Source organism: Larkinella insperata (assembly GCF_026248825.1).
Lineage (GTDB): Bacteria > Bacteroidota > Bacteroidia > Cytophagales > Spirosomataceae > Larkinella > Larkinella insperata.
The window spans coordinates 2008155-2021231 of the sequence record NZ_CP110973.1 but is presented as its reverse complement, the minus strand read 5'-3'; the positions used below and the strand labels follow the sequence as shown (position 1 = coordinate 2021231).

General features: G+C 52.8%; 10 protein-coding genes. 2 read left to right on the top strand and 8 right to left on the bottom strand.

Annotation, left to right across the window (positions count from 1 at the left end; genetic code table 11):
- The first annotated feature begins 64 nt into the window (after positions 1-64).
- Positions 65-742, top strand: coding sequence for a TVP38/TMEM64 family protein (locus OQ371_RS08220; protein ID WP_265993307.1), 678 nt, complete (start codon positions 65-67; stop codon positions 740-742).
- Here the strand turns inward: OQ371_RS08220 and OQ371_RS08215 are convergent.
- The 8 genes from OQ371_RS08215 to OQ371_RS08180 all read right to left on the bottom strand — a co-directional run bounded on the left by OQ371_RS08215 (position 739) and on the right by OQ371_RS08180 (position 12597).
- Positions 739-1497, bottom strand: coding sequence for an alpha/beta hydrolase (locus OQ371_RS08215; protein ID WP_265993306.1), 759 nt, complete (start codon positions 1495-1497; stop codon positions 739-741). The genes OQ371_RS08220 and OQ371_RS08215 overlap by 4 nt on opposite strands.
- A gap of 60 nt (positions 1498-1557) precedes the next feature.
- Positions 1558-2635, bottom strand: a protein-coding gene (gene prfB, locus OQ371_RS08210; RefSeq protein ID WP_265993305.1) for a peptide chain release factor 2 whose coding sequence is annotated in 2 segments (ribosomal slippage) — positions 1558-2574 and positions 2576-2635 — 1077 coding nt in all. Because the reading frame shifts where the segments join, the coding sequence is not laid out codon by codon here.
- 80 nt (positions 2636-2715) lie between these two features.
- Positions 2716-4347, bottom strand: a complete 1632-nt coding sequence (locus OQ371_RS08205; protein ID WP_265993304.1) for a M28 family metallopeptidase — start codon at positions 4345-4347, stop codon at positions 2716-2718.
- 102 nt (positions 4348-4449) lie between these two features.
- Positions 4450-7146, bottom strand: a complete 2697-nt coding sequence (locus OQ371_RS08200; protein ID WP_265993303.1) for a TonB-dependent receptor — start codon at positions 7144-7146, stop codon at positions 4450-4452.
- A gap of 236 nt (positions 7147-7382) precedes the next feature.
- Positions 7383-8375, bottom strand: a complete 993-nt coding sequence (locus OQ371_RS08195) for an aspartate-semialdehyde dehydrogenase (protein ID WP_265993302.1) — start codon at positions 8373-8375, stop codon at positions 7383-7385.
- A gap of 111 nt (positions 8376-8486) precedes the next feature.
- Complete coding sequence (locus tag OQ371_RS08190) at positions 8487-9095, bottom strand: hypothetical protein (protein ID WP_265993301.1); 609 nt, start codon at positions 9093-9095, stop codon at positions 8487-8489.
- Between the two features lie 138 nt (positions 9096-9233).
- Positions 9234-10871 carry a sodium/sugar symporter gene (locus OQ371_RS08185; protein WP_265993300.1) on the bottom strand — a complete coding sequence of 546 codons (1638 nt, stop codon included), beginning with the start codon at positions 10869-10871 and terminating at the stop codon, positions 9234-9236.
- Between the two features lie 256 nt (positions 10872-11127).
- Positions 11128-12597 carry a TonB-dependent receptor gene (locus OQ371_RS08180; protein ID WP_265993299.1) on the bottom strand — a complete coding sequence of 490 codons (1470 nt, stop codon included), beginning with the start codon at positions 12595-12597 and terminating at the stop codon, positions 11128-11130.
- 85 nt (positions 12598-12682) lie between these two features.
- Between OQ371_RS08180 and OQ371_RS08175 the strand changes: the two genes are divergently transcribed.
- Positions 12683-13072, top strand: a complete 390-nt coding sequence (locus tag OQ371_RS08175; protein ID WP_265993298.1) for a gamma-glutamylcyclotransferase family protein — start codon at positions 12683-12685, stop codon at positions 13070-13072.
- Positions 13073-13077 lie beyond the last annotated feature (5 nt).

Genomic DNA, 13077 nt, shown 5'->3' with positions numbered 1-13077 from the left:
CCGAATGTAACACGGTTTTACAAACGGTGCCAGTCGTTGCCCGAAAATGCCGTAAGTTTGGTGCGTGAAAAAAGTCTTCCTCAACGCTTTATCGGGCCCGGCGGTGGCTGGAATCATTCTGTCGGTTACCCCACTTGTGTTCAGTTCTGCGCTGACCTACCTGGCCGTTTCCTACGAGCCGCTTATCGCCCAGTTCAACGGCTGGGAATGGCTGGGGCTGACGGCGGCCTGTTGCCTCACCTCCGCCTTTGCGCTGACGCCACCCACTTTTCTAGCCCTCATTTTCGGGTACTTTCTCGGCTGGAATTCGCTACTGCCGCTGTTTGCGCTCAACATGATCTGTATTCTGCTCGTGAACCGGATGGTAAACTGGGTCGATCAGGATCGGTTTGTGCGGTTTATCGAGCAGAATCCGAAAGCCAGGAAGGTGCTGGAACGGATTCGGGAACAGGAGCTGAAAGTGATTTTCTTCGCGAAATTATCGCCGGTTCTCCCTTTTGCCGTCATCAATCTGGTGTTTGCCTTATCCGGTGCGCGTTTGAGAAACATTCTGCTGGGCGGTTTTCTGGGCATGATTCCGCGCACCTTCATCGCCGTCTGGACGGCCCAGCAGGCCCGGGAAATCCGAACGTTGGTAGAAGATCCGAACGCCGGAAGCTGGACACAAATTTCCGTTGGCGTGCTGCTGCTGGCGTCAGTTATTGGCCTGTATGCCGTTCTAAACCGGGCATTGAATCGCTAAAGCAGCTTAGCTACTTTTTCAATGAGCCGGTTGTGACCGGTTTTCAGAACTGTCAGTTCATAAGCCTGTAGCCCGCGGGTCAGGGGTTCCAGAAATGAAACCGGGAGAACCTGATCAAAATAGCCCGCAAAAAAACGGATGCGCAGGGGGTGCTGGTTCAGCAAAGCGCTCAGGACACGGTGGTCGAACTGCAATTTTTGAAAGTATACCCAGGAATCGTAGACCTGTTTTCGCTGCTCGGCGGTCGCCAGGGTGCTCTCCGCAAATTTCAGGACGCTGCGATTGATCAATCCGATGGCAATGAAAAACTGGCCAAACCGGTGCAGCAGCGGCATGTGCTTCAATAAATACCGAAAAAGCCAGCGGCCCGGGCGGGTGTGGGTTGCCAGGTGGTACCACGGACTGATGGTAATACCGTCGGGGGCTAGCAAAATCAATTCTTCCAGTTGGGAGGCAAAAGCTTCAGCAGTGGCCAGGGCAAACCGTCCGCCCATGCTGAAACCAACTACGGCAAACCGTTCAAGCCGGTACTGGTGGAGGAAATCCTGAATGTGTTGCTGGTAAGCCGTTTTGGTGAGTGCGTCGTCGGTTACCGTTGGCGGGTGAGCACCGTGGAAAAACAAATCGAAGGCATACACGGCATACCGTCCTTCCAGCGCGCGTGCCAGCGGCTCAAAGACCCGGTGATCCTGACCAATACCGTGAAACGCCAATAAAGGAACCGGGCCGTCGGACAGCCTGAAAACCGGGAGCATGGCTAAACATACAACAAACGAAAATCCCCGGCAAGCCAGGCTGCCGGGGACGTCCTTGTGTTAATCCTGCATCAGCAGGTAGGCTTTGATGAATTCATCGAGATTACCGTTCAGCACAGCGTCCGTGTTGGAGGTCTGGTAACCGGTGCGGTGATCTTTCACCCGGCGGTCGTCGAGAACGTAGCTCCGGATTTGCGAACCCCACTCAATTTTTTTCTTGCTGGCTTCTACTTCGGCCCGGGCCGCGTTGCGTTTTTCAACTTCGATCTGGTACAGCTTCGATTTCAAAAGCCGCATGGCCACTTCCTTGTTTTGCAACTGGCTCCGCTCCTGCTGACATTCGATGATCAGGCCGGATGGTTTGTGGCGCAGTCGCACGGCGGTTTCCACCTTGTTCACGTTCTGTCCACCGGCTCCTCCCGAACGAAACGTGTCCCATTCGATGTCGGCGGGGTTGACCTCAATTTCGATGGAATCGTCGATCAGCGGATAAGCGTAGACCGAGGCAAATGACGTATGCCGACGAGCGTTGGCGTCGAAAGGCGAAACCCGCACCAGTCGGTGTACCCCGTTTTCTGATTTCAGATATCCATAGGCCAGCGGTCCGTCTACTTCCAGTGTGGCCGATTTGATGCCCGCGCCGTCGCCGGGTTGGTAATCCACCTGTTTGACCTTGTAGCCGTGCTTTTCCGACCACATCAGGTACATCCGGTAGAGCATGTCGGCCCAGTCCTGGCTCTCGGTACCGCCCGCGCCGGAGTTGATTTCCAGCACCGCACTGAGCTGGTCTTCTTCGTTGCTGAGCATTTTTTTCAGCTCCAAATCGTCCAGCGCAGCTTTTACTTTTTCACCCTCAGCATCTACTTCTTCTTCCGAAACATCACCTGCTTCGTAGAATTCGTAAAGGGTTTCCAGATCGCCCAGCAGCGAATTAACGTGCTCGTATCCCGTTGTCCACCCCTTCAGCATCCGAACCTGCTTCATGGTTTTTTCGGCACCTTCAGCGTCCTGCCAGAATTCGGGCTGGCTGGTACGGTCTTCTAAATCAGCGAGTTGTTCTTTCTTGCTATCGTAGTCAAAGATACCCCCTCAGGGCCTCTACTCTGGCCCTCACGTCCTTTAATTGGTCGGTCGTCATGATGCGTGAAACAATAAATGAATGATAATATGGCTAACTAGCCCGCAAAGATAAGGTTTTGTAAACGGCTATCCGAACCGTTATTTCTTCGCCGAACCTTTTTCCCGGGCCGCCTTAAATTCCGAACTGGGTTTCCAGCCGGGAAAGGTCGATTCGCTGCTCAAACGGTAGCCCACGTTGAACAGCAGCTGTACATCTTCAATGATTCCCGATAAGTCCCACGAAGAAGAGTATTCATCCGACGGGGCGTGGTAGCGGTTCAGGTTATATTCCTCCAGTTGCGCCCGGCCCCAGGCTTCGCCGTTTTTAACGGAGTTGACGCCGGTTTTCAGGTACAACGCCGGGACGCCGACTTTGGCAAAATTGAAGTGATCGGAGCGAAAATAACTGCCCGCCGACGGGTTGAAATCGCCCCGAATGGTCCGGCCCTGCTGGATTGCGGCCGCTGCGGCATAATCTTCCAGATCGGATTGCCCCCGTCCAACGATGACCACATCTTTGGTGCGCCCCAACGGATGAAAGGCGTCCATGTTGATGTTGGCAACGGTTTTATTCAGCGGAAAAACCGGGTGCGTCGCGTAATATTCCGAGCCCAGCAATCCCTGTTCCTCGGCCGTTACGGCCAGAAACAGAATGGAACGTGCCGGTTTTTTCTTCAGCTTAGTAAACGTTTCCGCGAGCTCCAGCAAAGCCGCTGTACCGGATGCATTGTCGGAAGCACCGTTATAAATTGAATCACCCTTGATGGCTTCTCCTTTGCCCAGATGGTCCCAATGAGAGCTGTAAATGATGTATTCGTCCCGGCGACCGGTGCCGGGCAGCAACGCCAGAACGTTTTTCGAGATCGATTTGGTGATTTGATTGTTGATGACCAGCGAAGTCGTCACGCCCAGCCTGACGGGTTTAAAGCCGCGGGCACCTGCTTCCCGGAACAGCTCCGGCGACACGCCCGCGAGTTTGAACAGATTCCTGGCCGCGTCTAGCGTAAGCCAGCCTTCTACCACGGCTTTGGACCGGTTCCCGTCGGCGGTCTGTAAATACAGTTTGGATTTCGAGAAGCTGCTGCGGATCACCGACCAGCCGTAACTGGCCGCTTTTGATTCGTGAACGATCAACACCCCGGCGGCTCCCTGACGGGCGGCTTCTTCGTATTTGTACGTCCAGCGGCCGTAATAGGTCATCGTATTGCCTTTGAACAGCGTGCTGTCCACCATGCCCGGGTCATTGACCATGACCACCACGGTTTTGCCCTTCACATCAAGACCGGCATAATCGTTCCAGTTGTATTCGGGCGCAACAATACCGTAGCCCACGAAAACCAGTTCCGAATCCGTGATTTTGACCTGATCCTGAACGTGGGGCGAAGTAGCGACAAAATCTGCCAGACTATTGAGCGAAACCGTACCGTTTTTGCCTTTCAGAACCAGCGGCCCCGCCGGTTTGGAAGCAATCGTCACCATCGGAACATCCTGAAAATAGCTTTTGCCGTTGCCCGGTTGCAGGCCCATTTTCCGAAATTCTGATTGGAGGTACTGAACGGTTTTCTCCTCCCCGGCTGTGCCCGGCTTCCGGCCTTCAAATGCGTCGGAAGCGAGTACTTGAATGTGTTTGACAAAGGCTTTGCCGTCGATGGCAACGCTGTCGGCGGCTGTGGAAGCCTGATTTTCGGCTAACAGGAAAAAGCCGCTGAGTGCAAGTAAACGATAGAGCATATCCGTACCCACAGACGTTCGTCCGTGTCAGTTTGGTTAACACCTGGTTAAAACCCGGACCGGAATCTGCGCGACTCGGTCCGTGGGTACGTAAATATACGCTTAAAAATCGTTCTCACCCGGCGTGTCATCCCGCTCCCGATCCTGGTCGCGTTCTTTTTCCCGGACAACCTGCTTGCTCAGGCGGTAACTGAATCCGATAAAACCGATGCGGCTTTCGCGTTTGCTGCGGCTGGTAGCGGCAAAATTGGTCCCGAAACTCTCGTTCTGGAATTGCAGCGTGTTGAAGATATCACTCACCCGGAGGCTAACCGTTCCGCGGCCTTTCAGGACGCTCTGCTTAACGCCCAGATCGACGTTGAAGAAGCCATTGATCGTGCCCTGCGCCACAATAAACGGTGAACGGTAGTTGAGCGCAACCTGAATGTCGGTGCCTTTTTTGGGATTCATGTTCGAGGTTACGCGGGCGGTCCAGCTCCGGTTGCTACGGGTCAGAATACCGGGTATGTCGGCGCCGGCCTGGATATTCCGCTGAAAAAACGAGAAGTTACCGTTGACTTTCCACCAGCGCAGAAGGTCCTGGGTCACTACGATCTCCAGACCGTAGTTCTGCGATCGGTTCAGGTTCAGTGACGTTTGCTCCGTGACGCCGTCGGGGCGCAGGGTGCGGTAACTGGTGATTTCGTTGTTCGTCTGGCGGTAAAAAAGCGAAGAAGTAAGCGTTGTGTTTTTGCCGTACAGTAAGTGGCTGATTTCGAAAGAATTAATCAGTTCCGGGTTCAGGCCAGGATTTCCGTACCGAATGTTCAGCGGGTCCGAGAGGTCGATAAACGGGTTCAGCGACCAGGTAGAAGGCCGGTTGATGCGCCGGCTGTAGTTGATCTGCATTTTCTGCGATTCGCTGGCGTTGTAGTTCAGGAAAACGCTCGGAAACAGGTAAATGTAGTCGCGCTTGCTCTGAATGTTGGTGGTTCGCTGGTCGGTTTCGATGCTGGTGTATTCCGTTCGCAGACCCACTTGGTAGCTGAACTTCCGGATTTCGTTGCCAAAATTGGCGTAGGCGGCACTCGTTCGTTCGTCGTAGATAAAGTTGTTGGTAACATCCGGATTGATGGTCCAGCTGCCGTTTACGAGGTTTTCAAACAGATAATTGGAGCCCAGTCGGCGGTAAGTGTGCTTCAGACCGGCTTCCAGCTTCTTTTTGTCTTTCATCGGCTCCACAAAATCCAGTTGCAACACCGCCACCCGGTTGTCACGGCCGTTGTCTGCCCGCTGCTGTCCGATCAGGAAACTGGGTGTCAGCAGGTTTTTCGGTAAATTGGTGGTGTTGTTGAAATTCTGGTACTCGGTGCTTCGGTTGTTGGACAGGGTCGCATCAAACGAAAGCTCGCGGCCCTGCTTGTCGAAGGTCCGGCGGTAACCAAACGAATAATCCAGACCGCGTTCGGGTTCGGTTTCTTCGGTAGTCCGGATGGTTTGACCCAGCGAAACACGGTTGGCGTTCTGGGTATTGAACACTTCGACTTCCGTATCGCGGCTGTATTCGGGCCGGTAGAGAATAGCAGCCGTGATGTTGTCGCGGGCCGACAGGGAATAATCGAAGCCGAAACGGAGGTTGTTGTTGACGCGCCGACGGATGGCGTCGTTGCGTTGCGACAGGTAACTTACCGAATCCTCGAAGATATTCTGCCGGTCCGAAATCCGGTATTGAAACCGCCGGTCGGCCCGGAAGTTGTAGCTGCTAAAGAGGTTAAGTTTCTTGAACCGTGAGTTGAGGTTGATCGACGCGTTGTATTTGTCACGGGTTCCGACGTTGAGCTGCACATTGCCGTTAAAACCCGGTCCGCGTTCTTTTTTCAGGACGATGTTAATGATCCCGGCGGCTCCGTCGGCATCGAAGCGCGACGACGGGTTGGTAATCATCTCGATGCGCTCGATGTTACTGGCGGGAATCTGGTCCAGAATTGCCTGCCGGTCCAGCCCCGTCAGGCCCGACGGTTTTCCATCGACCAGCACAATGACGTTACTGCTGCCCCGCAAACTCAGCGTGCCGTCAACGTCGACCGTTACCGACGGAACGTTCTGCAAAATATCAATGGCCGATCCACCCTGCGCAATAGGCAGTTGATCGGCGTTAACAATCTTGCGGTCGAGCGAATATTCGTACGCCTGTTTCTGGCCCTGAACGGTCACTTCCTGCAGTTGTTTGGCCGTTTCAGTCAGCAGAATATTGCCCAGATCGGCGGTGGGCCTGTCGTCACTGAGTACAATGCGCGGAATGCGTTTGGCCGCAAACCCCAGACTTTGAATAAGAATGTAATAGGCATCCGGTGCGAGATTCGCGATTTGAAAAAATCCTTTTTCGTCGGTCAGCGCGCCCGTCACGGAGCTTGAATCCCGCGAACGAAACAGGCCAATGCTGGCAAATTCGACGGGCTGGTTTTTTCCGGCCTGGGGGGTCACCAGTTTTCCACTGATTTTCCCACTTCCCACCACGGGAGGGGCCGTATTCTGAGCCTGGCGAGTTGCCGGGGCGTTGGTGGTCGGTGCGGTCGTCGTGCTGGCCGGTTGGGCAACGGGCTGGGTGTTTAGGGAGCGAACCGTATCAGGGCGGTCGGCCACGTTATACTGGGTGGTGTCCGGGCGGGTTGGTGCTGCTGCTGGCCGGGTGGTGTCGGCTTCCAGTCCGATGCCCTCAATCATGGCATTGGAGACCGGGGTCGGCTGCTGTGCATAGACGGTACTAACCAGAAACACACCCACCAAAATCGTTAACAAAGTAACCGAATATGTCTTCATTGTGCGGAATGTAAAATTGTATTTATCGGGTAGGGAGAATGGGTAATCTTTAGTTTCAAAAACTTTTAGTTCTCTTAAAAATCACGTTTAAAAGGCCATCAGTTGAAAAATTATGCTGCTTCTCAAAGATAAGAGCTCGTAAAAACCTTAAGAAGACGGCTTTTTCAGTAAAATGGCCGTAAATAAAAAAGCCTGTCAGTTTTGAACCGACAGGCTTCAAGTTGTATAACAGGCTGTTAGACCAAATTGTTTTTGACTAAGTATTCAGCAATCTGAACCGCGTTGGTTGCGGCTCCTTTGCGCAGGTTATCGGCAACGATCCACAGGTTGAGGGCGTTCGGCTGGCTCTCATCGCGACGAATCCGGCCCACAAACACCTCGTCTTTTCCGTGCGCCGTCAGCGGCATCGGGTACAGGTAGTTTTTTGGGTCGTCCTGAACAATAACGCCTTCGGCTTCGCTCAGAATGTTAAACACATCGCTTACCTGATAATCATTTTCGAACTCCACGTTCACGGCTTCGGAGTGTCCGCCAATGGTCGGAATCCGGACGGTAGTGGCCGTTACCTGAATCGAGTCGTCGCCCATGATTTTCTTGGTTTCGTTCACCATCTTCATCTCCTCTTTTGTGTAGCCGTTGTCCAGGAAGACGTCGATGTGGGGCAACACGTTGAGGTCGATGGGGTGCGGATACACCTTTTCGGTGGATTGATCGCCCGAACGCTCGGCAAACAACTGATCAACCGCGGCTTTACCCGTTCCGGTTACGGACTGGTACGTTGAAACAACGACGCGTTTGATACCGTATTTTTTGTGCAGTGGGCTCAGCACCACCACCATCTGAATGGTTGAGCAGTTGGGGTTGGCAATGATTTTGTCTTCCCGCGTCAGCGTATTGGCGTTAATTTCCGGAACCACCAGTTTTTTGGTTGGGTCCATCCGCCAGGCTGAGGAGTTATCGATGACCGTGATACCGGCTTCGGCGAACTGCGGAGCCAGTTTAAGCGACGTGCTACCACCGGCCGAAAAAATCGCAATAGCGGGTTTGGCCGCGATGGCATCCTCGAAGCTCACAACCGTAACCGGTTTACCCTTAAACGTAACCTGTTTACCCACCGAGCGCTCAGACGCAACAGGGATCAGTTCCGTTACCGGGAAGTCACGTTCTTCGAGCACTTTCAGGATTTCGCCACCGACCAGGCCGGTTGCTCCTACTACTGCAATTTTCATTTTGTCCAACTAATTAAGTGAAACTGTTCTTAAAAATTGGGTGCAAAAATAGGGAGAATTGCGGATAGATCAGGAAAACCATCTTAAAAAATCTGGATAATCCACTCATTTTCAAAACCGCACGGCCAGCCCCGCTCCCGCGCTGGTGTAATCATACCGTGGTTCGATCCGAATGGAAACGTCTTTGGTTCGCAGCGACTTGTTGTAATACTGAATAGAACGTCGGAAATGGAAGCCCGGCATTCGGACAAGGGCTCCAATCAGGATTGCGCTGAGACCGGTTGTCATAGTAATTATTCCGCCTTTGCGAACCTCTTTTTTCGGCTCCTTATCCGCATAGGGGTTGCTCGAATAAGCCATTCCATTTCCGTACCACAAGCCATTGTAATACGTCAGCTTAGGCACATTGTTCTGAGCCGGTGTTTCTTTTGGACTCGCCGTAATAACCATCCCAACAAGAGTTGTAACACTACCCATCACCAGCAGACCAGCGCCCAGTTCGCGGCCACCCTTGAACTGCCGGTATTCACGAATGGCATCCGGGTCGCCAGACGCCAGGATATATTTTCCTAGGTCCGTGGGTCGGCGGACTTCAATACCGTCGTACAGATAGTTGGAGGTATAGTGGGGCCGGTAGCCATATTGGGTGTAAAGTGGTACAGAGTAGGTAACCGTTTCAATTGGTTTTAAGGATTCCGTTTGTTGTGCCCATACTCCCACAGGCCAAGCCAGTAATAAAAAGTATAGAGTTTTCATCGTCGATCTTTTTAAGAAATCTACGAAATAACTCTGATAATATGATTAAGGGTTGATTAGATTTAAATTAGAACCGTTTTGACTATACCATGAAAGCGGCCGTCACCAGAAGTTTGTATACAGAACCGCCAGCACCGTCAGGATGACAACGGAACCCGCAATAAAGGAAGGTGTCACGTGGAACATCTTCTTGTCAATGGCTAGGCCCTTGTTGTTCTGATGACTGGCCGGGTCGGTCAGGGTTACAACAACCATGAGGGCAATATCCAGGCAGAAAACCAGCATCGTGCGGTGCAGAAACGGTATTTCAGCCGCCTGAACCCCAAATACGTTCGTTACTTCCGGCCAGAATTTAAGCAATACCGACAGCGGAATGCTGAGAATAGCCGCCACCAGAGCCGCCCGGGTGGTGGTGCGTTTCCAGAAAAATCCGAGCAGGAAAATGGCGAAAACGCCCGGCGAAACAAAATTGGTATACTCCTGAATGTACTGATAAACCTGATCGAACGACCGCAGCATCGGGGCAATGACGATGGCGATGGCAAACGCCACAACTACGGCATACCGACCGACCCGGACGAGCTTCTGCTCCGACGCGTTCTTGTCGAAAAACTTCTTGTAAATGTCAAGCGTGAAGATCGTGGATATGCTGTTGCACTTGCCCGCCAGCGACGCGACTACGGCCGCCGTCAAAGCCGCAAAGGCCAGCCCTTTCATGCCCGTCGGCAGCAGATTCATCAAAACCGGGTAGGCATTATCGGGCCGAACTGCGCCGTTGCTGCCGGTCATCGCTTCCTGAAACGTACCGTTCTGGTAGAGGACGTAAGCGGCAATGCCCGGTATGACCACGATGAGCGGAATCAGCAGCTTCAAAAAAGCCGCAAAGAGAATACCGCTCCGGGCCGTTTTCAGGTCAGCGCCCAGCGCCCGCTGCACAATGTACTGGTTACAACCCCAATACGACAGGTTGTTGACCCACATGCCGCCCGTAATCAACGCCATGCCTGGCAAGGTGTAATAATGCGGGTGACCTTCGGGAAAATACATGTGAAAATGTGAGTCGGCCTGGGTACGGAGCGACAGCAGGCCGTTCCAGACACCGGCCAACCCCAGTTTGTCGGCCACCAGTTGCAGCGCCAGGTAGGTCACTACCAGACCACCGCAGACCAGAACAACCACCTGAATCACATCTGTATAGCCGATAACTTTCATGCCGCCCAGTGTAATGACAATGGCAAAAAGCGCCAGGCCGATGGTACAGGTCGTGAACGAGATACCGGCCAGCGATTCAATGGCAATAGCGCCCAGGTAAAGAATCGACGTGAGGTTGACCAGCACGTAAACCACCAGCCAGAAAATGGCCAGAATCGTACTGACGGTGTCGTTGTACCGCTGCGCCAGAAACTGCGGCATGGTGTAAATGTGGTTGCGCAGGTAAATCGGGATAAAATACACAGCAACGATGATTAGCGTAGCGGCCGCGACCCACTCGTAGGAGGAAATGGCCAGACCCATGGCAAAACCTGATCCGGCCATGCCGATGAAGTGTTCCGCGGAGATGTTCGACGCAATCAGGGAGGCACCGATGGCCCACCAAGTCAGCGACCCTTCGGCCAGGAAAAAGTCTTTGGTATTGGTTTCGGTGGATTTCCGGCGACGGTAAATCCAGTATCCGTAACCCGAAACAACAAGGAAATAAAGCAGGAACACCGCGTAATCAGCGGGTTGAAGGTGGTTCATTCGGGAGCGTGATTTAGGCTAAAAGAGCGGCAAAATAGAACTATTTTGATTTGGATTCAAATGACCACATTAATGTTCGCGTCAAACATGCGTGTGTACTAGCCCAACAGACCAATTGTGGATAACTTCGGGGATAATCCGGAGCTTTGTGGATAACGGTTTCAAGCGCCAGCCAGCGGCCAGAAGAAACTGTGGATAACCCCGATTTTTACCGGAGTTATCCACAGGGAAGCCCCGTCAATTCCGCAATCTGGTATCACGAGGAAGGTGATTCCGTTGCTGTTTGCAGCGGTCGCGGAATGTTCTGGTAGTTAACTTCGCACGGATAACCGAACAGACAATTGTCCTTAATGATCTTGGCGACTCCCTCGGGTACCATGACTTCCCAGCCATCTTCACCGGCTTTAACCATTTGCAGCACCCGGTCGGTCGAGATGTGCAGGTTTTCTTCGTTGTAGTCGGTGATGTCCTCGATTTTGTCGTTGGCAACGAGGTATTGGTACAACGGTTGCAGGTTGTGTTCTAATTTAAAATTCTGACACTTGTAAATCACACCGTCAGACAGCAGCGTCGGATAAACGAAAAGCTTTACTTTCCGGCTGAACAGGGTGGCAAACGACTCCAAGATTCCGCCGGGCAGATTTTTGTAATGCTGTTCTTCAAAAATGTATTCCAGATTCGGAATGCCGAGGATCAGACCGATTTTCAGGCGGGTCAGTCGCGCCAGGTAAGCCACCAGCCGGTAGTATTCCAGAAAGCTCGAAATCATTACGGTTTGACCCAGTGAACACAGAATGTCGACGCGGTCGAGAAAGTCTTTTTCGTCGATACCGTGGTCAACATTGGCCGCCAGATTGTGAAGCGTCAGCTCCGCAACGGTCACGACCCGGGTTGGGTCAATGTCCGGTTCTTCCAGAAACTGCTTGTAGCCGTTGCTGAGCATATCCAAATGTACATTCGTTACGGGCCGCAGCCGTCCGCGCAACAGCAGGATGTGGCGTTTGTAAAGTGCTTCGGAAGGTTGCAGCACCTTCCCATCCGGCCCGAATAGGGCGGCATTCGTAAAACCGTTCCGAACGAGGTAGAGACTCATCAGCCGGTTGTCCACAGCGGTAAAATCCGGCCCGTCGAACCGGATCATGTCAATTTCAATTCGTTCCGGCGACAGATCATCCATCAGCGACAGCAGCAGTGTTTCCGGCGATTTGTAGTAGTAATAACAGCCGTAAATCAGGTTGACACCAATAATGCCCAGGGCCTGTTGTTGCAGGATATTTTCGTTATCGCGCATCCGGACGTGGATGATTACGTCGTTGTAGGGCGCTTTCGGCTCCAATTGAAACCGTAGCCCAATCCAGCCGTGTGCTTCGTTGGTTTTCTGGTAGTTGAGGGCCACGACGGTATTGGCAAAAGCAAAAAACGTGGTCGTTTCACCACGTTGTTCAGCCAGCCGCTTTTCCATCAGGCTATATTCTTTATTGAGCATTTTAATCAGCCGCGATTCGACCACGTACCGGCCACTTTCTTCGTGGCCATAAATCGCATCGCTGAACGTCATATCATAGGCGGATATGGTTTTGGCAATGGTGCCCGACGCGCCCCCGGACTTGAAAAACATCGCTGCCGTTTCCTGCCCGGCCCCAATTTCAGCAAAGGAGCCGTAGATCCTCCGGTCAAGGTTGATCCGTAGCGCTTTTTGTTTGGTTCCAATCGTTTTGTCGTACATAGGTTGATGAGTGTACTGGTCGGACGTGGGGCCAGACTACTTTTAAGTTTAAATTTACAAATATCATCCGAAAAAAGCCTACCGAATGCCTACTTCTGCAACACCGGTTACCCATCTTTTTGTTTACGGAACGCTGTTAAATGCGTCAAAAGTGCCAATGGCGCAGTATCTCCGCCAGCGCAGCCAGCGGATTGGAACGGGGTGCTTTCCTGGTCGGTTGTACAATCTTGGTGCGTATCCCGGCGCTGTTTACGATGGCCAAGCCGACGGTTTTGTGTACGGTGAACTCTATACTTTTTCGGCATCCACGGCATCCGAACTGTTCAACGCGCTCGATGCGTACGAAGGCGACGAATATACAAGGGCCGTTGTACCGGTGCAAACCGAGAACGGTTTTGTGGGGTGCTGGACGTACCTCTTCACGCAGCCGACGGGAGATTGGCCGGTTATCGCTTCAGGCCGGTATTTCGGGTAGTACCA